15 protein-coding genes are annotated in these 22,321 nt (G+C 46.3%); 7 read left to right on the top strand and 8 right to left on the bottom strand.

What is annotated here, in order from left to right; genetic code table 11:
• Positions 1 to 120: 120 nt before the first annotated feature.
• Positions 121 to 1,041 (bottom strand): TIGR01777 family oxidoreductase, encoded by a 921-nt coding sequence (locus DVO77_RS16910; protein WP_119979115.1) that lies wholly within the window; start codon positions 1,039 to 1,041, stop codon positions 121 to 123.
• 494 nt (positions 1,042 to 1,535) lie between these two features.
• On the opposite strand from DVO77_RS16910, the gene DVO77_RS16915 reads away from it, so the two are divergent.
• Together DVO77_RS16915 and DVO77_RS16920 are read left to right on the top strand one after the other, a co-directional pair.
• The gene (locus DVO77_RS16915; RefSeq protein ID WP_119979116.1) at positions 1,536 to 2,621 is read left to right on the top strand and encodes an AI-2E family transporter; all 1,086 of its coding nucleotides are present in this window, start codon (positions 1,536 to 1,538) and stop codon (positions 2,619 to 2,621) included.
• A 20-nt stretch (positions 2,622 to 2,641) separates the two neighbouring features.
• Positions 2,642 to 3,577, top strand: a complete 936-nt coding sequence (locus tag DVO77_RS16920) for a class I SAM-dependent methyltransferase (protein ID WP_119979117.1) — start codon at positions 2,642 to 2,644, stop codon at positions 3,575 to 3,577.
• A 989-nt stretch (positions 3,578 to 4,566) separates the two neighbouring features.
• Here the strand turns inward: DVO77_RS16920 and DVO77_RS16925 are convergent.
• The 3 genes from DVO77_RS16925 to ackA form a co-directional block, all read right to left on the bottom strand.
• On the bottom strand, positions 4,567 to 4,998 hold the full coding sequence (locus tag DVO77_RS16925; protein ID WP_119979118.1) for a nuclear transport factor 2 family protein: 432 nt from the start codon (positions 4,996 to 4,998) through the stop codon (positions 4,567 to 4,569).
• Positions 4,999 to 5,520: 522 nt separating this feature from the next.
• A complete protein-coding gene (gene pta / locus DVO77_RS16930; RefSeq protein ID WP_110456906.1) occupies positions 5,521 to 7,659 on the bottom strand; it encodes a phosphate acetyltransferase in 2,139 nt (712 codons plus the stop codon).
• A gap of 80 nt (positions 7,660 to 7,739) precedes the next feature.
• Positions 7,740 to 8,939, bottom strand: coding sequence for an acetate kinase (gene ackA, locus DVO77_RS16935; RefSeq protein WP_119979119.1), 1,200 nt, complete (start codon positions 8,937 to 8,939; stop codon positions 7,740 to 7,742).
• 196 nt (positions 8,940 to 9,135) lie between these two features.
• Between ackA and yfbV the strand changes: the two genes are divergently transcribed.
• Entirely contained in the window at positions 9,136 to 9,579 is a 444-nt protein-coding gene (gene yfbV / locus DVO77_RS16940; protein WP_110456908.1) for a terminus macrodomain insulation protein YfbV, read from the top strand.
• A 3-nt stretch (positions 9,580 to 9,582) separates the two neighbouring features.
• On the opposite strand, the gene pflA is transcribed toward yfbV, so the two are convergent.
• The 3 genes from pflA to DVO77_RS16960 form a co-directional block, all read right to left on the bottom strand.
• Positions 9,583 to 10,323, bottom strand: a complete 741-nt coding sequence (gene pflA, locus DVO77_RS16945) for a pyruvate formate lyase 1-activating protein (protein ID WP_110456909.1) — start codon at positions 10,321 to 10,323, stop codon at positions 9,583 to 9,585.
• Between the two features lie 94 nt (positions 10,324 to 10,417).
• The gene (pflB, locus tag DVO77_RS16950; protein WP_119979120.1) at positions 10,418 to 12,700 is read right to left on the bottom strand and encodes a formate C-acetyltransferase; all 2,283 of its coding nucleotides are present in this window, start codon (positions 12,698 to 12,700) and stop codon (positions 10,418 to 10,420) included.
• Positions 12,701 to 13,483: 783 nt separating this feature from the next.
• Entirely contained in the window at positions 13,484 to 15,016 is a 1,533-nt protein-coding gene (locus DVO77_RS16960; RefSeq protein ID WP_110456911.1) for a DUF3360 family protein, read from the bottom strand.
• 964 nt (positions 15,017 to 15,980) lie between these two features.
• Here DVO77_RS16960 and focA point away from each other — a divergent pair.
• Positions 15,981 to 17,468, top strand: coding sequence for a formate transporter FocA (gene focA / locus DVO77_RS16965; protein WP_249038204.1), 1,488 nt, complete (start codon positions 15,981 to 15,983; stop codon positions 17,466 to 17,468).
• Between the two features lie 68 nt (positions 17,469 to 17,536).
• On the opposite strand, the gene DVO77_RS16970 is transcribed toward focA, so the two are convergent.
• Positions 17,537 to 18,442, bottom strand: coding sequence for a LysR substrate-binding domain-containing protein (locus DVO77_RS16970; protein ID WP_110456913.1), 906 nt, complete (start codon positions 18,440 to 18,442; stop codon positions 17,537 to 17,539).
• 440 nt (positions 18,443 to 18,882) lie between these two features.
• Here DVO77_RS16970 and DVO77_RS16975 point away from each other — a divergent pair, with 440 nt between their 5' ends.
• The 3 genes from DVO77_RS16975 to yfcC all read left to right on the top strand — a co-directional run bounded on the left by DVO77_RS16975 (position 18,883) and on the right by yfcC (position 22,281).
• Complete coding sequence (locus DVO77_RS16975; protein WP_110456914.1) at positions 18,883 to 19,077, top strand: DUF997 family protein; 195 nt, start codon at positions 18,883 to 18,885, stop codon at positions 19,075 to 19,077.
• Positions 19,070 to 20,515 (top strand): sodium/pantothenate symporter, encoded by a 1,446-nt coding sequence (panF, locus tag DVO77_RS16980; RefSeq protein WP_119979156.1) that lies wholly within the window; start codon positions 19,070 to 19,072, stop codon positions 20,513 to 20,515. Before DVO77_RS16975 ends, panF begins: the two co-directional genes overlap by 8 nt.
• Positions 20,516 to 20,742: 227 nt before the next feature.
• Positions 20,743 to 22,281, top strand: a complete 1,539-nt coding sequence (gene yfcC, locus DVO77_RS16985) for a putative basic amino acid antiporter YfcC (protein WP_119979122.1) — start codon at positions 20,743 to 20,745, stop codon at positions 22,279 to 22,281.
• Positions 22,282 to 22,321: the final 40 nt, after the last annotated feature.

Genomic DNA, 22,321 nt, shown 5'->3' on the forward strand with positions numbered 1-22,321 from the left:
AAAGGGGCCGGCCTCTTGTTTAATCGCGATGGCTTGCACTATGTCATTTTGCGCGATGAAAAGACGAGTTTAGCAACAAATAGTATTTACACATCTATGTTGACTGGCTTTACCCAATCCTTATTGATTTTGCATTAATGCCGCTAATGCCTCTGACAGTTGTGGGTATGTAAACTGATAACCTGCTTCTAATGCACGGTTAGGGTAAACATATTGCCCCTCAAGTAACAGCTGTGATAACTCACCTAAGGCGATATTCAGCGCCATCGCTGGCATAGGTAAAAAGGTCGGTCTATGCAGTGCTTTGCCAAGCGCTTTGGTAAAGTCTTTATTACTGACCGGGTTGGGTGCGGTGCCGTTAAAAATGCCACTGCACTTATCATTATGAAGTAAGAAAAGGATGAGTCCCACTAAATCGGCTTGATGTATCCAGCTCATGCCTTGCTTGCCTGAGCCGATAATGCCTCCCCCGCCCATTTTAAAAGGCAGTAACATCTTTTTCAGTGCGCCGCCGTTAAGGCCAAGCACTAAACCAATACGAACAATACACACGCGCGTGCTGTTGGCCGCCTCAAGTGCCAGTGCTTCCCAGCGAGTGCAGACCCGATGAGCAAAATCCGTATGGCTGGCATCATTATGCTGAGTTAAATCAAAACTTTCATCAATTAAGGTGTGGTCATCGTGATTGCCATAGATACCAATAGCCGAGCCACTAATAAAAACTGACGGTGGATGTTGGCTGGCGTTAAACAGTTGGCTCAGCCTTGTGGTGATATCCCAGCGGCTGTGACAAATTTTTTGTTTTTGCTCTAAGGTCCAACGCTTGTCGGCAATAGGCTCTCCTGCAAGGTTAATCACAGCATCGAATCCATCTAGCGAAGATAATGCACTGAGATTACCTAATAGCCGGTGCTGACGCCCCAGTTCGAGATGGGCCTTCCCCGCGGAGCGAGTCAATATGGTGATGTCATTATCGGCACTTAATGCGTTAACCAGCTGCCGCCCGATAAAGCCTGTGCCTCCAGTGATGAGTATTTTCATAGTCGCTCCACTTTTTTCTACGTTATCAAAAATATACACTAACTATCCTAGTTAGGATCATTATATTGTTAATATTTAATCGACTCTCATCTTGGCGGATAACAAATAGATGGTAGAGCTTGGCACTTGATTAGAAAAACCTGCTGTTTATTCGTACGCTTGGGTTAATCAGAAGAGGACCTGGTCTGTGAGTCTGATTGAGCTCTGTATTCGGATGGTTATATGTTAAGGCTGGTTCAGCCTGTATCCTTGTCTTATTAAGCGATACAAGGCTGTTTCTGCTATGGTGATAGTGGCAACCAAAGCGATGATTTTTTTGATAATCATGCGATAATTTACTCCATCAAGGTAAAATCAAGGTTTGAACATGTGGTTTAAGATGAGTGGAGTCAGTGGATGAGTGACGATAGCGTTAGGTAACCCATTACCATGTAGTGGTATCCCACACGGATCACACGATTATTTTATAGTTTATTCATAAGGATATTATGTAGATGGCTCGATTTGAAAACCAAGGTGTTGCATTTAAGGGCTTTGCCATTATGGCTTTTATTGTGGTGATATTAGCTGGCATGAAGGCGGCAAGTCCGATTGTCGTGCCCTTTGTATTATCGGCTTTTATTGCGGCTATCTGTAATCCTGCCATTAATGGTATGACTCGATTTAAGATCCCGAGGCCGATTGCGGTTTTCTTTATGATGATTTTTATCGTGCTGATGGGGCTTTGGATGGCCTCATTAGTGGGGAGTTCTATTAACGAATTTTCACGTCAATTACCCCAATATCGCGATCAGTTAGTTGAACAATTCGCTTGGATATTGACTAAATTACACACCTTTAATATCGACTTGTCACGTGAACAAATTTTGGCTTACTTTGATCCGGGTGTGGCGCTGTCGATGACCACCAATATGTTGTCTAGCGTCGGTGGGGTGATGGCTAACCTGTTTTTAATCATCCTAACCGTCGTCTTTATGTTGTCCGAAGCGGAAAACTTACCTAAAAAGTTACACCTTGCTTTAGATGATCCTGACATGCGCTTAAAGCAGATCGATAAATTTCTGCACTCTGTTAATCAATATATGGTGATTAAAACTTTGGTTAGCCTCGGCACTGGTGCCATAGTCGGAATAGGCTTGGCTGTGATGGGCGTTGATTATGCGCTGCTGTGGGCCGTTGTCGCATTTTTGTTTAACTATATTCCAAATATTGGCTCGATCATCGCGGCGATCCCTGCAGTATTACTGGCATTTATTCAAATAGGCCCCGCCGCGGCTGGTGGAACCGCACTGCTCTATTTGGGGACCAATATGGTGATGGGCAATGTGGTGGAGCCAAAATATATGGGGCGTGGACTCGGATTGTCGACCTTGGTGGTATTTCTATCATTAATTTTTTGGGGATGGTTATTAGGCTCGGTTGGCATGTTGTTATCTGTGCCCCTGACTATGATTGTTAAGATTGCACTCGAGTCGAGTAAGAGTGGTGGCTGGTTAGCCATATTGTTGGCCGATAAGGTTGATGAAGTGGCTGGCGTCGCCACAGATGAAACAGTGACTGACAGCGAAAGTCAGGCTTAATTATAGGGTTATAAATTTTAATGCAATTATTTGTACAAGCATTGCAACACGTTACTTTAGGTGATGATGCTGAGCGCCTTTTTCATGGTCGTGGTGGTATGTTCGCAGGGTGTGAGCACCTGTGTTTAGATTGGTTTCCTCCGGTATTACTTTTGACCAGTTTTAAGGCCATTGATGAGGATGAAATTAATGTATTAACAACGGCAATCACTCAGCGTTGGCTGCAACTTAAAGGGCAAGAACCCCTTAACTTGGTCTTTCAACATCGCTGTGGTGGCCAGACAGAAACCCAACTGCTTCAAGGTGCAGTACCCGAACCCCATTATGTCACGGAAAACGGTGCGCAATTTCAGGTGCATCTGTTAAGAGGGCAAAATCACGGCTTATTTCTCGATATGCGAGCGGGTAGGGCATGGGTTAAACAACATGCTAAGCAGTGCAAGGTATTGAACTTATTCGCTTATACTTGTGGCTTTTCTGTTATGGCACTGCAAGGTGGTGCCGATGAAGTCGTTAATATTGACATGAGTAAGGGGGCGCTGAGTATTGGTAAGCAAAACCATTTGCACAATGGCTTGGCTCATGGCGCTCGATTTTTAGGCCATGATATTTTTAAGTCATGGGGTAAGCTAACCAAATTTGGGCCTTATGATCTTATTATTGCCGATCCGCCGAGTAATCAGCGTGGTAGTTTCGTAGCAACAAAAGATTACGCCAGATTATTACGGCGCCTTCCAAGTCTCTTGGCCGAACAGGGGGACATTTTACTGTGTCTCAATGCTCCTGAACTGGATATCGACTTTTTGATGCAGCAGGTGGCAGAGCATAGTCCTGATTTAATCTTTATTGAACAGTTGGCTAACCCTGAAGTGTATTGCGATAAAGATCCCAATAAAGCCCTTAAGGTACTGCGCTATCAGCATAAAAGAGATATGGATTCTACCGTAACGGTATAATTTATATCATCTTCATTGAAGGCTGCGGCATTACGCCGCAGCCTTGCTTCGCTTACTGCTCTGTTGTTTAACAGATTAAATACTCCAGCAGCACCGATGAGCTATATGACACATGGGGCTGCACGTTAGCATCATAAGCAGTGCGTTTTTAATGCTGATATTTCATTAAATAGTCGGTCCTGTACATCGAACGAAATGGACACTGGAGCCATAAACACACGGATTGACAATGTGTCACCTTGAACAAACAGGTCGACTAATTTTTTCACATCAAACTCCACCAGTGCATCCATATCCGCTTCGCAGCAGTATTGATTGACCAACAACTGTGTTTATGACGTCTCGGCACTGAGATCAGAGCGATAGGCTGTTTAATTGTAAGCGCCATCTTCATAAGCCTTGAGTCGTAAAAGTGTGCCTAACCTTGAAAGTCTTTCATTCTTGCATGGTGGTTTTTGTGTTAATTAAGGTTTCAGGCCTGTTTTTGGCGACAATTATGAAAGTTTTCTGTAAGTCGGTATTGTTTGGTGTTAGTATGCCGCCCATAGTTTGCTGAAAGGCAGATTAAGACCCAAGGCAAAATGCATTCATAAAGGCATGCCTGTACCCTACAATACTATCTGGAGTCGTTATGGAAGCACGTGATTACGAAAGCGCATATTACCAAGTTCAAGATGATGTGATTGAGTCACTTCCTGTTGAAATGGATGACGAAACGTTTTTGGATAAGGGATTGTGTTAATGGGTAACCCCATTACAGGATCTGCATTACCGTATCCTCGATGCGCATAAGGCCGATTTTAGATAAAGATAGCAACCATTAGGTTGCTATTTTTTTGTTTATTACTATTGATATTCACCGTATTGCCTGACCAAACCTTGTTAGACTGGGGGAGCCCGCGAAAAATACCCTGCTAAGATGAGCTTATTTATATGATAAATATCATTTCTATTGCCGATAAAGAGTGCAGAAACTAAGTTGATTAGTCTTAATTTAAATTCCCTTTTTCGGGTAATATTTCAACAATCACCCAGCGGTTATCCACCTTATGCAACCTGATCGTACGGTCGTCTATCCATTTTTGACCATCTTTAAGACCAAATAACTTTACTATCACTGTAATATCTTTGGTGAATTTACGAAAAAAATCGATATCAATCTCTTCTATCTCTAATGTGACATCTGTCATTGATAAGTTGAGTACATGGCGTTGTACTGCTGAGGCGATATAATAGTGCTGCAGCACTTGCTGCATTGGCTCATCAACATATTGCAACGCTTTGTCGATACTTCTATCGACATAGATAGCGTTGAAAAAGCCTAATGAAACCTGCTCAGGGGTCTGTATCCCCTTCATAGGGTCGCTACCCTGGCCACAACCAGCGAGTAAGACCATCACCAAAAAAAGTAAGTTTCTCATGTAATTTATATCAATGAAATTTGCTTAACAGTATCGCGGCTCTGTATTTACTTGGCAAGGGCTAGAGGGGATTTGTCATCATTAGCGTTTATGTTGTGCTGTTAGCTTGCCTAGATTGGGATACATCGACAAGCGTTGTCTACATAAGTTGGTGAGGCAATTAACAATAAGCGAAGTCGTCATTTGAAGCTTCATGCCTATGGCGGTGGACGTTAGCGACGATGTTAATATTAAGTTTGTTGTCATAAATGGCTTGACTATGATGCAGCAATGAGGCATATCTGAATAGATAACTTACTGCGGTTATCCACAGATTCTGTGGACAACTATGTTGAAGACTCGATGCATAACTTTTAAGTTGTTGAACTTAATTGATAATAACTACTGGTTAAATTTTGATGCATTGTGATTTTACTGGGCTTATCTGCCTTTATCTCGACTCCATTGCCATTGCCGCAATAATAAAAAAGCCTGTCGATTGACAGGCTTTTTTGTTGGTAACGACTTATTTTGGATTATCGCTTAGCTTTGTGAAGCTTGAATCGCAGTCAGTGCGATGGTGTAGACGATATCATCGACGAGTGCACCACGTGAAAGGTCATTAACTGGCTTGCGCATGCCTTGCAGCATTGGACCAATACTAATTAAATCAGCACTTCGCTGTACGGCTTTGTAAGTTGTATTACCTGTATTTAGGTCTGGGAATACAAATACCGTCGCTTGACCGGCTACAGGACTATCGGGAGCTTTAGAGCGAGCCACATTAGGCATAACCGCTGCGTCATACTGCAGTGGGCCGTCGATGATCAGATCAGGGCGCTTCTCCTTGGCGATACGGGTCGCTTCACGCACTTTATCTACATCAGAGCCCGTGCCTGAGCTGCCCGTTGAGTAACTGATCATTGCCACGCGGGGCTCAATACCGAAGGCTGCTGCGCTTTCTGCCGATTGAATGGCGATATCGGCCAGTTGTTCTGCATTTGGATCTGGGTTAATTGCACAGTCACCGTACACCAACACTTGATCTGGCATCAACATAAAGAAGATAGAGGAGACTAAGCTTGAACCCGGCGCAGTTTTAATTAACTGTAGCGGTGGGCGAATGGTGTTCGCAGTGGTGTTGACTGCCCCAGAAACGATACCGTCAACTTCACCTTGGGCTAACATCATAGTCCCTAGTACCATGTTGTCTTCGAGCTGTTCACGCGCAACGACTTCGGTCAGTCCCTTATGACGGCGAAGATCGAGCATAGGCTCAACATAACGTTCGCGTACGGATTCTGGCTCAACAATGTCAACGCCTTCGCCAAGTGTAACCCCTTGTTGGTTGGCGATACGCAAGATCTCTTCGCGATTACCAAGTAGCACACAACGAGCGATACCACGCTGTGCACAGATGGCTGCCGCTTCGATGGTTCTGGGTTCGTCGCCCTCAGGTAGTACTACAGTTTTAGCGGCAGCACGCGCCATTTCAGTGAGTTTGTAACGGAAAGCTGGTGGCGAGAGTCTGTGTTCGCGAGGTGAGTTTTCGGTCACGCTCTCTACCCAATTTTGATCGATATGGCTAGCCACATACTCTTGTACTTGTTCGATACGCACGGCGTCATCGACAGGCACTTCATGATCAAAACGTTGAATATTAAGTGATGTTTGCCATGTATTTGTGTCGATTAGGAACACAGGTAAACCGGTTTCAAAGGCTTGCTCGCACAATGCCATAATCTCAGGCTCTGGCTCATAGCTACCTGTGAGCAGCAGCGCGCCAACCTTAACCCCGTTCATTGCCGCTAGGCAGGCCGATACAATCACATCTGAGCGATCGCCCGAGGTGACTAACAATGAGTCGGTTTTAATGTGGGTGACCATGTTAGGAATACTGCGTGCGCAGAAGGTGACTTTACGTAAGCGGCGCGTATGCATTTCGCCAGCGTTAATGATGCGCGCGCGTAAGTGCTTAGCCAGATCCGATGCCCGTGGTGCGACCAAATCTAAGTTGTAAGGTACGCTACCTAGAATACGCAGTTTACTCTTACCTGGCAGTTGGAACATACTTGCTGGATCGGGGCGCTGCACATCTTGATGGTCAAATACTTCAGACAGATCGGGGCGAGCACGACCTTCATCATCAACTGGTGCGCCGATCTTGTTGATAATCGCGCCGATAATGCGTTTGTTTTTAATGCCGCCCCAAGCGTTGAATGCAATTTCAAGGCGGTTCATCAGTGCCGTTGGGGTTTCATTACCCGGCGCTGCGACGAAAATAATATCCGCATCGAGCGCCTTTGCAATTTGATAGTTGATGTCGTCAGAGAACGGATGGTTTCGGGTTTGCACTAAACCTTCGACAATCAATGTTTCACTGGCATCGGCACATTCAGTGGCGCGCGCGATGATCTGCTCCATTAACACATCGGTTTGATCGTTGCGGATCAGGTTTTCAGCGTGAGCCATATCGAACGGCTCAAGCGGGTTTACTGTAGGCGACTTACTTAAAATAGTGGTCGAACGTTCAGGGCCTGTATCGGTTGGACGCTGCTGGGCGATAGGCTTAAAAAAACGCACCTTAACGCCGTGGCGTTCTAACGCGCGAACCATACCGAGACTGATAGACGTTAAGCCTACACCAGTGCCGTTGGGTATGAGCATGATATTGCGAGACATAAATACCTCTTGTTACCCTGCAAGCCGTAACTTGCAGGTCAATTTACGCTTAGGCGAGACGGGTTAATCCCGTCTCACTATTATTTATTGAGCAGTGCTACCGCGTCTTCGGCGATAACCCACTCTTCATTAGTTGGAATAACCATGGCGATAGGGCCATTGTCAGTGGTGATCTGACCTTGTTTGCCAAAACGCGCAGCCGTATTGCGTTCTGTATCGACTTCGAAATTGAAGATTGAAAGCAAGTTAAGCACTTTTTCACGGATAAGATCGGAGTTTTCACCGATACCGCCAGTAAAGACCAGTGCGTCGAGGCGACCCAGTGGCACAGTATAAGAGGCGATATATTTAGCTAAACGATAGCAGAATATTTCTAATGCCAATGTCGCGCCTTTATGGCCATTTTGGTAACCTTCTTCGATGCCGCGGCAATCATTGGTTAGCTCTGAAATGCCTAATAGACCACTTTGCTTGTTCATCAAGTTGTTGACTTCATCAGCCGTGTAGCCAAGTTTATTGATAAGGTGATACACGATTGAAGGGTCCATATCGCCACAACGTGTGCCCATCACCAAGCCTTCTAGAGGGGTTAAGCCCATTGAGGTATCAACACTCTTACCGCCTTTAATCGCCGTAACCGATGCACCGTTGCCTAAGTGAGCGCAGATAACATTGGTGTCGCTCGGTTCTGTACCTAAGGCTTTAGCCGCTTCACGGCTAACGAATAGGTGGCTGGTACCATGTGCGCCATAACGACGGATACCGTGTTCACGATATAGCTTATAAGGTAGTGCATAAATATAAGCATGTTCAGGCATGGTTTGATGGAACGCAGTATCAAACACGGCAACCTGTGGTAGCTCAGGGAAAGAGGCTTGCGCCGCACGAATACCGATCAGGTGAGCAGGGTTGTGCAGTGGTGCAAATACGGCACTGTCTTCGATACCCTTAAGTACGGTGTCATCAATAATGACAGACTGGGTGTATTTCTCGCCGCCATGAACGATACGGTGACCAATGGCTTGGATCTTCTCGGCAATTTGTGGGTGTTCACCCAAAATTTTGGTCACAATGAACTCAACCGCTTCACGGTGAGCGGTAAAGGCGCCTAGTTTTGACTCTGATTTATTGCCGTTAACTTTCCACTTAATGCGTGAGTCTTCAAGACCAAAACACTCAGCTAAGCCAGAGATCTGGTCATCACCTGTGAGGGCATCAATAATAGCAAACTTCAATGAAGAGCTGCCGCAGTTAAGTACCAATACCAGTTTATTTGACATGTTTAAAACCTTTTGCAAAGTAGATGAATCGGGTGCGTTCACCAAAATGTAATGGCTGCAATAATATGTAGTGCAAACCACGTGTTTTGCCCAATATTGGGGCGAATAAACTGCCTTAAGCGGGTTTGGAGTACTTGGGACTCTTAAACCGATTGTGCTATGGTAAGGACAGTGTCTCAAAGTTTAGGTGTCATCATTGACAGTAAAAGTGTTTAAAACCTTAGGGGACGGTCGTCGTTATATGAAGACGTGGCCCATGGTTAAACAACTTAGTTTCTATTTCCCAGAGTATCGCGTTGTCAGGGCGACTCAGCTGGGATTACGCTTTATGCCGTTGTTAGCCATTATTGCTGCTGGCAGTCAACTGTATCTTTATGGATGGGCTTTTTTACCACAAGCCATTACCATCGCGTTGTTTTTTATCAGTTTACCTATCCAAGGTTTATTTTGGCTCGGCTGGCGAGCTACGCATCCGTTACCGTTAAGCTTGCTCGATTGGTGTAATAATTTGTCAATCAAACTGCAAAGCATAGGGGTTGCTTGTGCCCCTTTAGGGGCAAAAGCGTGTTATCTCGATATGGCGGTGATTTTAAAAATAGCCTTTGAACGTCTCGATAACAGTTACTGGGAAAATCTGTAGTGGTTAATAAACCGCATTGATCCCTGCATCTAAAAAAATCTGTTTTATCTGTTCCATCGTGTCGCGACTCGGGGGCGAAATATGGCTCAGTTGATACTCTTCACCTAGGGCTTCCCACTTGTGTTTGCCGAGTTCGTGATAGGGCAATAACTCTACCTTTTCAACGTTATTCATGGGTTTAATAAACTCAGCGAGGCTTTTCGCTGAGTCAATATCATCAGTAAATCCACCTACAACCACATAGCGAATCCATGTTTTTTGTTGGCGTTGTTGAAGGTACTGCGCAAATTGCAGGGTGCGATGATTACTGACTTGGGTTAATTCGATGTGCTTGGCATCATCAATATGTTTGATATCCAGTAGCACTAAATCTGTGTTATCGAGCAGTTCGTCGATAACCGGGGTGTATTTACGGACAAAACCGTTAGTGTCCAAACAGGTGTGGATACCTTGGGTTTTACAAGCATGGAAGAGGGCAGCAACAAACTCGGCTTGCAGTATGGCTTCACCACCGCTGGCAGTTACTCCTCCACCGCTCGATTCGAGAAACGGGCGATAGCTAATGATCTGCTCCATTAGCTCATCAACCTCGACTTCACGGCCACCATGTAGATCCCACGTATCACGGTTATGGCAGTATTGGCAGCGCATTAAACAGCCCTGCATAAAGGCGATAAACCTGATGCCTGGACCATCGACTGTGCCAAAGGATTCGAGTGAATGAATCCGGCCTTTTACTGTCATTGCGACTCCTATAAAGTAGGCTGTGCTAAATTAGCCGCACAGCCTATCTTAAATTCACCAAAAATCCACAGTTAATACTGGGGAACGCTTAAATTTACATCCCTTTGGTGAAAGTACGTGTAATAACGTCCTGTTGCTGCTCTGGTGTTAGGGCGTTAAAGCGCACTGCGTAACCAGAAACACGGATTGTCAGCTGTGGGTACTTATCAGGATTAACGATTGCATCTTCAAGCATCTCGCGGTTCATCACGTTCACGTTAAGATGTTGACCACCCTCACGAGACTCGTTATGGGCAAAATAGCCATCCATCAACGCAGCCAGGTTAGTGCGGCGACCATCATCGTCTTTACCTAGTGCATTTGGCACGATAGAGAAGGTATAAGAGATACCGTCTTGAGCGTGAGCAAAGGGCAGTTTAGCCACCGAGGTTAAAGAGGCGACAGCGCCTTTCTCATCACGGCCATGCATTGGATTGGCACCTGGCGCAAATGGCGCTCCTGCTTGGCGGCCATCTGGAGTCGTGCCTGTTTTCTTACCATAAACCACGTTTGAGGTGATGGTGAGAATTGACTGAGTCGGAATGGCATCGCGGTACATTTTCATGTCACGGATTTTCGCCATAAAGCGCTCAACCAGTTCAGTAGCTAAATCATCGACGCGTGCATCGTTGTTACCAAATTTAGGATAATCGCCTTCGATGTCGAAATCGATAGCAATGCCGTGCTCGTCACGAATAGGCTTCACTTTGGCAAATTTGATAGCTGACAATGAATCGGCTGCGATAGAAAGCCCCGCGATACCACACGCCATGGTGCGACGAACGTCTCTGTCATGTAGCGCCATTAGGGCCGCTTCATAAGAGTACTTATCGTGCATGAAGTGAATGGCATTAAGCGCTGATACATATTGCTTAGCCAACCAATCCATCATGACATCTAAGCGCCCCATTACGTCATCAAAATCGAGCACTTCGTCAGTAATAGGCTCAAACTTAGGACCGATTTGGGTCTTGAGTTTTTCATCCATACCGCCGTTGATAGCGTAAAGCATGGTTTTAGCAAGGTTGGCACGTGCGCCGAAGAACTGCATGTGTTTACCCACAACCATAGGGCTGACACAACAAGCAATTGCATAGTCATCGGACTGGAAGTCCGGACGCATTAGATCATCGTTTTCATACTGAATAGAGCTAGTGTCGATTGACACCTTAGCACAGTACTTTTTAAAGGTTAGAGGCAGTTTTTCTGACCAAAGTACGGTGATATTTGGCTCTGGGCTTGGGCCCATGTTGTATAGCGTATGTAAGAAGCGGAAGCTTGACTTGGTCACCAAAGTGCGGCCGTCCAGTCCCATACCAGCGATAGATTCGGTCGCCCAGATTGGGTCGCCAGAGAATAGCTCATCGTATTCTGGAGTGCGTAAGAAGCGAACCATACGCAGTTTCATCACGAAATGGTCAACCATTTCTTGCGCTTGTTCTTCGGTGATCAGACCATTTTTCAGGTCACGCTCGATATATACATCAAGGAAGGTCGACGTACGGCCCAGTGACATAGCCGCACCATTTTGGCTTTTCACTGCCGCAAGGTAACCAAAGTATGTCCATTGAATCGCTTCTTTGGCGTTGGTTGCTGGGCGTGAAATATCAAAGCCATAGCTCGCCGCCATCTGTTTCATTTGGCCAAGAGCTTTATGCTGCTCTGCAATTTCTTCACGAAGTTGCATTGTGGCAGTTAAGTCTTCACCGGCTTCAAACTTTTCTTGTAGCGAACTAAATTGGGCAAATTTATCTTGCATCAGATAGTCGATACCATAGAGCGCGATACGACGGTAGTCACCGATAATACGGCCACGGCCATAGGCATCGGGTAAACCAGTTAGGATACCTGATTTACGACAACGCATGATCTCTGGGGTGTAGATATCAAATACACCTTGGTTATGAGTTTTACGTAGCTCAGAATAGATATATTTGATGTTTGGATCTAATTCACGACCGTAGGCAGCACAAGAGCTTTCTACCATACGGATACCACCGTTTGGCAACATAGCGCGCTTAAGAGGCGCTTCAGTCTGTAGGCCAACGATGGTTTCTAATTCTTTAGCGATATAACCGGCTTCGTGAGAGGTGATAGTCGATACCTTATCGGTATCAAAATCGACAGGCGCATGGGTGCGGTTTTCCAGCTTGATGCCTTCCATGACCTTGTCCCATAATGTTAGGGTCGCCTCGGTTGGGCCAGCTAAGAATGACTCATCGCCTTCATAAGGGGTGTAATTTGCTTGAATAAAGTCTCGTACATTTACTGCAGACTTCCAATCACCAGGAGTAAAACCTTCCCACGCTTTGGTGAACAGCTCAGTTTTTTCGGTCATCGTACTAATACCTTCTGTATTGAGATAAAGGTTATTGGGTATCGATTTGGCTCTGATAACAAAGAGTGCGATACACCAATAGCTAAGTCTTAACAGCTCCCCTCAATATGTTGCCCTGATGATGGGAACCGATTATCGAATCGATTAAATTCTATACTTTAGATGGCCGATAAGATGACACGTTACAGTTTTACCGGCGACCACTTAATTGGTAAGACCAATTTACCTGATGGATGTTAGCATATCCACTTGCTAGCTGCATCAGATTCGCTAGAGATAAAGGCAAAACTGTAACCGACCTATCATTTTCACCCGCATTCTCTAATTGCATCTCATCTTAAAGTCGGTTATTTAGACCTAAATTATCGCCACTGTGCACGAATAACAATCCCGATTGAGTATGAGATTGTTAGGGCCTGTTGATCTTTGCTGGTTGAATGTTGTTCGAGACAAAAACGTGTTAATCGAGGCGAGTGGATTGCAGCCTAGTCATCTAAGCAAAATTCACTTAACAAAGAGTAAAACGTTTTTAGCCGACCCCTTCGAGCAGCGTTTGTTGGTCATTTCTACTGCGTGCTCAGCTTTTTATGTAGAATCACTACACCACAAAGCTTCTGCTTTGTATGAATATCCAACAATTCCCTGCAAAAACAACCTTGGAAAATCAACAGGCCCTATGTTTAGCAACGATAATCTTGACTATAAATCAGAGGGCACTTAATCATCACAAGTATAGAAGAATAGCCACACAGCAGGGGGATCCACCACTTTGTGGCACAGTGTTTACAATAGAGCTGGGATCCCTTGGATCATGCCTACTGCTAGCATTGCTGCAAGGCAGATAACGAAGGCCAAACCTGGGATAATTAATCGGTCAGCGACGCTTAATGTTTTAGCTCGCTCTTTGTCACCAATGAGGCCATTGTTGTCTAAGAACATGGTGAGTGCCCATGCCAGCACAGGATTGGCCACAAACGAGGCGAAAATACAGATCCCCGCCGCTTGGCTACTTTGGGTGTCTTTGACCATCTGCATACCCGCTTCGAGTAGCGGTAAGAATACCCCCACAAGTAAAGCAATTGACATTACAGGGCGCCACACCGTCACATCCATTGGATAGCCAAGTACAGCAACTATGATACACAGTGTACCGAGTAAAATAGCACCAGCAGGAATAGGGCGTTTTGCAATGGCAGCAGGGATCATATAAGTGCCCCATGATGAGGTGATGTTACCACCACCCACAGCGGTGCCGACCATTTGGCGTAAAGAACAGGTGGTCATGGTGTCATCAACATCCATGAGTACTTTTTCAGTGCCTTTAGGGTAATTCAGTTCTTGGAAAATACGGTGACCTAAGAAGTCTGGTGACCACATGGCAACCGCTAAAATCGCAAAGGGAAGTGAAGCGATAAAATGCGCCGCATTAGGCAGGCCTAGTTGCCAACCGTATTCGGTTGAACCCCACCAATAAGCTGGATTCAAATTAGGGATACCAGGCTCCGTCACAAATTGCAGATCTAGCCCCGCTCCTAGGCCAAATGCTAAAGCAATCGCGGCAATTGAGCACAATGGGATAGCTAGCCAACGTTTACCCACCTTAGCAAGATAGGCATATAAGATCACATTCACCAACAAAATAAAGAAGGCTACATAGCCTAAGCTGTAATCCAGAGCATGCTTGGATTGTAAACTCCCAGCCCAATCGAACAATGAGCTAATTTGACTCTTGGCCCCCATAAAACCGAGGAACACCAATAAACCACCGGCCACGCCACTAGAGGTGAGGTTAACCAGTCGCGATCCGCCTTTAAAATAACTGAGAATAAGGCCAAAGACACCGAGTAAAATGGCCAGTGCGAGAGGGTGTGCGCCAGCTAAGGCGATTGCCCCTATCAGTGGGATCATGGGGCCATGATTACCGCCAAGGTTGGCGCGAGGGTTGATAAAACCGGAACTGATAATACAAAAGAGTAACGCAGGGATGAGCATTTCTACTCGAACAACTTGAATGGCAAACTCGGCACCTAAATTAACGTGCTCCCATTTCTCGGTCAGTCCAGCAGCCCAAGCTGCCATTACCGCAGAATACATAACGGTAATGCCGATAGTGCCAGCGATGGCGGGAACAAGGTCTTCCCATTCAAAGCGAAAATCTCGACCCGGTAAGTTAAGACCCCAACGCCTAGGCTTCATGATTTGTAATTCATGATCTAAGTATTCTTCACGAGTATTAAACTCAGACGCGGGACGATGAAGCGCTTTATAAGACTGCTCTGAGGTTTCCATTTCTGCGTGTTTGACGGTTTCTGACATAATTTCTCATTCTCCGAAAAGAACATAGTGATTCATCTAAATTGATGATGGCTGCAACAGAATCCCTAATAAGTTAGTCAAGCGGCGCTGGCTTGTATGCCGTCTGTGATACTCGATTAACTTGGCCGCCACTGTAAATGAAATGAAAACGCTCCATTATAAAGTGAGCAGATACGTCCTTTTCTTGTTTAAAATTGGTCAGACCAATTTACCTCAAAAATATTAACACAGCCAAATAAGGCTGACATTAAGTATCAATAAAGTTGAAACTAAAGATTAGATGAATTGGGAGCCACTTAACAACTTACGCCACCAATTAGCCGATTTTTACCAATTAGGCATGCATATTGCGCCGCTGCAGGGCTCTCACTATCTCACTATTTTGTGAATCGTCCCGCTGGTCTTGGCTTTAGTTTGAGTTACCTCTCTTTGTTGTGCTTGCGGGGTGGCGGTATGACGCAAAGGTGTGCTGGAGTGTGGGGCGGGTCACGTTTCTTGGCTGGCGTTGGGATATGCCGAGTCATTAATGGTCAGCATTAAGTGTTAGGGGGGCAACCTTGAGCATCTGTTGCTCACTGTTAAAATCCACCGCCATGCTTATTGAATCACACCTAGTATAAAGCTTTTAATACAGTGAGTTAGGAGGTTTCCTCGCCGCTTTTACGTTATCTCAATATTCGCTGAGGGCGCACTAGTTAGTGTTATCATTTATATTGATACTACTAATCATTATTATCAGATTTTCTTCTGTTTCATTTAACGTTAACTTATCGATATCGAGTAACTATTTTCGGTAATTTATCATGGAGAACAGAATGTTATTGAGTAAATGCCACAGATACCATCCCCCTTGTGACGGTGCGAAAGAGAGGCAGTCATGTCAACCTCTTCGTTAAACTCGCCAGCGGATCATCATCGCCAGTGTTATGTGCAACATCCTAATGCCGCTGCGGTCAATGGAGCGATGAGCATGTATTTACATGCCGAGCATTACGGACTGTCAAAAGTCAGTAAGTCCCACGGCCAGTCCATCGGTTTAGCTGTTTTTGCCGGTGCTTTTATTGCATTAGCCTTTGTGTTTTACATCACAGTGACAACAGGGGTGACTGGTTCGTGGGGCTTAGTTAGGCTAGCGGGTGGGTTGGCCTTCAGCTTGGGCTTAATGTTGGTGGTGATCTGTGGCGGTGAGCTGTTCACCAGTACGGTACTTAGCACAGTGGCCTGGGCACAAAAGCAGGTGAATACTAATGCTCTGCTTATCTGTTGGCTGCGTGTTTATATTGGCAACCTATTCGGCGCCCTCATGATGCTGGGACTGGTTTTTGCTGGTGGTATGCATCAACTCGATGGCGGCTTATGGGGCGTGAATGCACTGAATATCGCGCAGCACAAACTGCATTATGGTTGGGGACAAGCTTTTGTACTAGGTGTGTTATGTAACATGCTGGTTTGCCTTGGGGTATGGATGACCTTTGCTAGCAAAGATGCACTGACTAAAGCTATTTTGTTAATGCTGCCGGTGGCCATGTTTGTCAGCAGTGGCTTTGAACACAGCATTGCCAACCTGTTTATGGTGCCGCTTGGGATCACTATTGTCCATTTTGCCGATGCGAGTTTTTTTGTTAGCGCAGGGGTCGATGCTACGCAGTATAGCGATTTAACCATCAGTAATTTTATCTTACATAACCTGATCCCCGTGACACTGGGCAACATAGTCGGCGGGGGATTATTAGTCGGCCTAGGCTACTGGCTGATAGAAAAACAGCCTAAGCCTGCCACTGTGCTACAGGTTGCTCCGCCACCTTTGGCCGAGTGCATTACCCCTTTAGCCGTTAAAAAATCAGTCACGCAATTGCCATCTTCCTTGGCTGAGTCAGTTAATCAAGCGGTGACACAAAACGCTTATGTGCAAGCGCATCCTTTATCAGTAGAGCCTTCTGGAGACCTATCAATGCCTAAATCAATTCAAAAACTAAATGTTAGCGACATCATGAACACCACGCCTTTCACTTTAACGCCTGAGTTATCTGTCTATGAAGGCCTTAAGCGCCTATCTAATGCCAATGAACGGGGGGCGCCAGTGATCGATGAACAGCAAAGGTTATTAGGGTTTATTTCACAGCAAGATTTATTGCGTAGCCTTTGGTCAGAAGAATATGTGCGTGGCATTGCCTATAAAGTGGCTGACTTAATGCAAACCCAAGTGCTAACGGTAGCTCCTAATGATGCCGTGGCTGACTTGATTGAACTTATGGTGGTCGACAGAAATAAATTATTCCCTGTTAGCCAAATGGGTGTACTCACCGGCAGTACGTTTGCTAGTTATGAGGAGCGTTTAAGGCATGCTTACGCTAATAAACCCAGCAGTTTTCCTGTGGTGGAAGCGGGTAAATTACTTGGGATAATTAGTCGCGAGGCGATAGCGGCAAGAGTCAGCCGAGTATATGGATAATCCTCACTGATCATTAACGACCGCTAAGAATGGGGCTTAAGGCTCCATTCTTATTATATATCATCGAGTTATCTTGTTCTCTGACGGTATTTAGTCAGTCTGCGTGCTTCCGTTATTAAACAGTCCCTTAGCGGGTTTTCTCCAGAATCACAACGCCAAACAAAGGAGAGATGGCGCTGCATATTAAGCTGCGGCGTCGCGAGGATCACCAACTCACCTGCGGCGACCTCTTTCTCTACATCTAAAAAGGGCAGGCTACTCAAGTAAGGTCCATTTTTAACTAGCGCTTTGAGCAAAGAGACATGTTCATACTCTTTCCATACATTTAATTTCTCTATTACGCCATGTATTGCCCCTTCAAAAATACGCCGTGTGCCAGCACCCTGTTCACGCAATACCCACTTTGCCTGCTCTAATTGCGATAAGCTGGTGGTGTTATAGCTGGCATATGGGTGATGTGGCGCGGCAACAACCACTAAATGGTCGTCGAGCCATTGTTCTTGGTACAGGCGAGTGTCGTCGTTACGCCCCTCAATAATGCCAAAGTCATATTCGTAATTGAGCAGGCCCTCGATAACATTTTCGGTATTTTCAACGGTCAGTTCTATCCTCAGTTCGGGGAAATCAGTATCGATTTTACTGATAAGTTCAGGTAAGAGATGCTCTGCAGCCGTCTGACTGGAGCATAATCGGAAGCGCCCGCTGATAAGATGTTGTTCATGAAGGCCTAATTCAATTTGCTGTGCGTCTTGTAGCAAGCGTCTCGCACGGGGGCGTAGCCAGTTGCCCCAGTGGCTAAGCGTGAGTCGGTTACCCTGTCGAATAAACAGCGGTCGCCCCAAGAGATTTTCTAATTGCCCCAGTGACATACTGACGGCTGACTGAGTCATCGACAGTTTTCTAGCGGCGGCGCTGACACTTTCTAAGCTGGCAACGGCATCGAAAACCATGATTTGCTTGAGTGAATACTTCATCACAGCGAACGTTTCCCCTAACGGAAAAAAGAATGAATTTAAAGTATCAATATAATTGATGGTTATTTACCAATGATTGTAGGGGCGTCAATCAGGGGATACAAGTAAGTTGTTGATCTATTAGATGAGATAGAGATATGGTTCACTTTTTTGTGGTGACTGTGCGATGACGCACTCTTGTCGGTTCCGTTATCTACTGGTGGGCTGACCTTGGCTACTCAATGTCAATCACCTCTCTGTTACGGCGCATCTTGGTCGCAGCTCATTGACATGGCGTGGCTATGATCTTAGGCCTATGATCTTAGCGCTATGATATTAGAGTATAGAGTATGGTACGGCGTTATTTTGCTACTCCACCCTCAGTGTGATGGATTAGGGCTAGCTCATACCTATGGTTTTGTCTAGAATCGAGCCCCTGGTTTATTTCTCGTGTGTTCCTTATGGTTTCATTGTCGAAAACGGCACTGGTATTAACCCTTGGTTACTTACTGCTGTGGTGCGCTGGCCCCTTATTATTGCAAGAGGCTGGTACATGGGCTGGGTTACCCTTGTGGTTTTGGTTTTCCTGCATTGCCGCACCATTGCTGCTTATTTTGGTATTGGTGTTAACAATGAGCGTGGTTGATGATGATTAATCTGCTGCCAGTATTAGGCTATTTATTGTTGAGCTTAGTGATCACTCGCTGGTGGAGCAATAGGCAAAATCAAAGCAGTGGCGAGCTTTATTCAGATAAAGCGAAACGGTTCTTTATTGGTGGCGCTTTTTTGAACGGTCCCTTGCTGGCGCTCACACTCGTGGCAACCTACACCAGTGCCAGTTCATTTATTGGCGGCCCTGGGGCGGCTTACAAAATGGGCTTAGGCTGGGTATGGCTGGCATTAATTCAAGTGCCTGTCGCCATTTTAACCTTAGGAGTGTTGGGCCCTAAGTTTATGCGCCAGCGCGCCGCGCAGCATGCTACCTTAATCGAATGGCTCGACAGCCGTTATCACAGCCCTTGGCTTAGCCGAATAGCGGTACTCAGTCTCGTGACGGGCTTTATTGCAATGATCGCGGTGCAATTTATTGGCGGCGCCCGCCTATTTGCTGGGGTCAGCGGCATCAGTTATGAGTTGGGCTTAGGGTTATTTGTGGCTACAGTGCTAGCTTACACCTTAACGGGAGGCTTTCGCGCAGTCGTCATGACCGATGCCCTGCAGGGCATGGTCATGTTAGCTGGGTTGTTACTGCTGTTGGTGGTGATCTTATTACAGGCGCCATTACCTGAGCTGATGCAGCGGGTTAGCGAACATTCACCGGCCATGTTAAGTCCCCACGGGTTAAATGATGCGCTTGGCTGGCCAATGATGTTGTCATTTTGGGTGTTGATCTGTTTTGGCACCATGGGGTTACCTCATACCCTAGTCAGATTATTGGCCGTTAAAGATCGCCCGTCATTGCGGCGAGGTATGGTCTGGGGCACAGTGATCTGTTTCTTGATGACCCTATTGCCCCATTTGTGCGGCGTCCTCGGCCGAGCCTTGTATCCTGAGCTGTCAGTGCCTGATGACATTATGCCGACCTTGATTGCTGGCTTATTTCATCCGTTTTGGGCTGGGGTATTGCTGGCGGCTCCCATCGCGGCGGTGATGTCGTCGGTGGACTCTATGCTACTGCAATCGGCGGTGAGCCTTATTCGTGATGGTGCGCTGAAACGCTATCCCAGTTTGAGTTCGACGGTGCAGGTGCGTTTGACGCGCATCGCCATCGCCCTGATCACCTTGGTGGCCACCTACTGGGCGCTGTCGCCGCCCAAGATGATAGTGTGGATCAATTTGGCCGCCTTCGGTGCCCTGCAGGCGGTGTTTTTATGGCCGATTATCGCAGGTGTTTTTTGGCCAAGTATTAATGGCACCAGTGCGCTGTTGGCAATGATCTCGGGCTTAGGCTGTTATTTATTGCTGCAATGGAGCGCGCCATTTATGTGGCATATCCACCCGATTGTACCGGCTTTGGCGGTCTCTTTGGTGGCGATGCTATTGACCCATATGATCCAGCGGCGCCCCTCGCAGCAGGCCGATGTACCTTTGTAACGATTAACATCATCAGCCGTTGATTTTAAGCCGATTAGCCGCTTAATACTGCCCGATTAAGCGGCTTTTTGTTGTTTGTCGAACGTTTAATTGAGCAAGTGATGAGCAGACGAGGTGAGGCTTGAATCTAACTTGGCCGCAATTTGCTGTGCCAGTGTAAATAGTGGGTGAATTAGTTTATATTTGCGTGCAGATTGTCTCATCATAATAAGAATCATGGTCGTAACATGCACTCACAAACTAATCAAGAATCCTCTGTTGTCGCAACGTCGTTCACCCGCTGGCAGATGCCAGATACCTTAGTCATTATTTTCTTTGTCGCTCTGGCTGCAATGGCATTAACCTATTTAGTGCCGGTGGGCTCATTTGACACCCAAGAGATTGTTTATCTTAATGATGGTGTTGAGAAAACCCGCAATGTGGTTGATCCACATTCATTTCAATATCAAGTAGATGTTAGTGGTAATGCTGTGATGCAACCCGTGGCGTTGTTTGAGGGCGGCGGTGGCGTGGGCTTTTTTAACTTTGCGTTTGAGGGGTTAGCCTCGGGGTCTAAGTGGGGCACGGCCATCGGGGTCATCATGTTTATGCTGGTGATTGGTGGTGCCTTTGGGATCGTGATGGAAACGGGCACCATAGACAATGGTATTTTGCGCTTAATCGATAAAACTCAAGGTAATGAAAACCTATTTATTCCTGCACTATTTACCCTCTTTTCGCTAGGGGGCGCCGTCTTTGGTATGGGGGAGGAGGCCATCGCCTTTGCGATTATTATCTGCCCGTTAATGATCCGCTTAGGCTTTGATGGCATCACCACGGTTATGGTGACTTATGTGGCGACACAAATCGGTTTTGCCAGCTCGTGGATGAACCCGTTTAGTGTGGCAATTGCTCAAGGTATCGCTGGCGTGCCTGTGTTGTCGGGTGCTGGCGTTCGCGGGTTGATGTGGGCTGGTTTTACGCTGATGGGGATCATATTTACCATGCGTTATGGCGCTAAAATTCGTGCCACGCCTAGCTTGTCATACAGTTATCATAGCGATAAGTATTTCCGTGATCATCAGTCTCATGCCAGCCTAGACTCGCGTTTTAACTGGGGCGATATCCTAGTACTTAGCAGCATCTTAGTGACTGTGGTGTGGGTGATATGGGGCGTGGTGGCTAATGGGTGGTTTATTCCTGAAATTGCCAGTCAGTTTTTTACTATGGGGATCGCCGTGGGGGCGATTGCCGTGATGTTTGGGCTCAATGACATGACCGTTAACCGAGTGGCCAGCAGTTTTAAGCAGGGCGCGGCGACCATGTTAGAGCCGGCCATTTTGGTGGGCTGTGCCTCGGGGATCTTAATTTTATTGGGCGGCGGCGATCCGACTTCGCCTAGTGTGCTTAATACTTTGCTCAGTGGGGCGGGCAGTATTATTGGCCAGCTGCCTGCGGCGTTATCGGCGTGGTTTATGTTGTTATTTCAATCTGTATTTAATTTCTTTGTCACCTCGGGTTCGGGTCAAGCGGCCTTGACTATGCCCTTGATGGCGCCATTAGCCGATATCGTGGGGGTGAGCCGGCAAGTTGCGGTGTTGGCCTTTCAATTGGGCGATGGTTTTACCAATGTGTTGGTGCCCACATCGGCATCATTAATGGCGACATTAGGCGTGTGCCGAGTCGATTGGGCCATATGGCTTAAGTTTATTTGGCGTTTTATGCTGGGTTTGTTTGTCGTATCGAGCCTATTGGTTATCGCGGCGCATTATTTAGGTTTTGTTTAGCTTATGGTGTACAGATGAGCCAGGGGCTGGTGCATTAAAC

It is taken from the genome of Shewanella algidipiscicola, from assembly GCF_003605125.1.
Classification (GTDB): Bacteria; Pseudomonadota; Gammaproteobacteria; order Enterobacterales; family Shewanellaceae; genus Shewanella; species Shewanella algidipiscicola.

Excerpts from the sequence above, each read along its gene's own strand:
- DVO77_RS16975 (WP_110456914.1), top strand. The coding sequence starts at position 18,883 with ATGGTTTCATTGTCGAAAACGGCACTGGTATTAACCCTTGGTTACTTA.
- DVO77_RS16925 (WP_119979118.1), bottom strand. The coding sequence starts at position 4,998 with ATGAGAAACTTACTTTTTTTGGTGATGGTCTTACTCGCTGGTTGTGGC.
- DVO77_RS16960 (WP_110456911.1), bottom strand. The coding sequence starts at position 15,016 with ATGTCAGAAACCGTCAAACACGCAGAAATGGAAACCTCAGAGCAGTCT.
- pflB (WP_119979120.1), bottom strand. The coding sequence starts at position 12,700 with ATGACCGAAAAAACTGAGCTGTTCACCAAAGCGTGGGAAGGTTTTACT.
- focA (WP_249038204.1), top strand. The coding sequence starts at position 15,981 with ATGAGCATGTATTTACATGCCGAGCATTACGGACTGTCAAAAGTCAGT.
- yfcC (WP_119979122.1), top strand. The coding sequence starts at position 20,743 with ATGCACTCACAAACTAATCAAGAATCCTCTGTTGTCGCAACGTCGTTC.
- DVO77_RS16920 (WP_119979117.1), top strand. The coding sequence starts at position 2,642 with ATGCAATTATTTGTACAAGCATTGCAACACGTTACTTTAGGTGATGAT.
- pta (WP_110456906.1), bottom strand. The coding sequence starts at position 7,659 with ATGTCTCGCAATATCATGCTCATACCCAACGGCACTGGTGTAGGCTTA.
- pflA (WP_110456909.1), bottom strand. The coding sequence starts at position 10,323 with ATGACAGTAAAAGGCCGGATTCATTCACTCGAATCCTTTGGCACAGTC.
- DVO77_RS16970 (WP_110456913.1), bottom strand. The coding sequence starts at position 18,442 with ATGAAGTATTCACTCAAGCAAATCATGGTTTTCGATGCCGTTGCCAGC.
- panF (WP_119979156.1), top strand. The coding sequence starts at position 19,070 with ATGATTAATCTGCTGCCAGTATTAGGCTATTTATTGTTGAGCTTAGTG.
- DVO77_RS16910 (WP_119979115.1), bottom strand. The coding sequence starts at position 1,041 with ATGAAAATACTCATCACTGGAGGCACAGGCTTTATCGGGCGGCAGCTG.
- ackA (WP_119979119.1), bottom strand. The coding sequence starts at position 8,939 with ATGTCAAATAAACTGGTATTGGTACTTAACTGCGGCAGCTCTTCATTG.
- DVO77_RS16915 (WP_119979116.1), top strand. The coding sequence starts at position 1,536 with ATGGCTCGATTTGAAAACCAAGGTGTTGCATTTAAGGGCTTTGCCATT.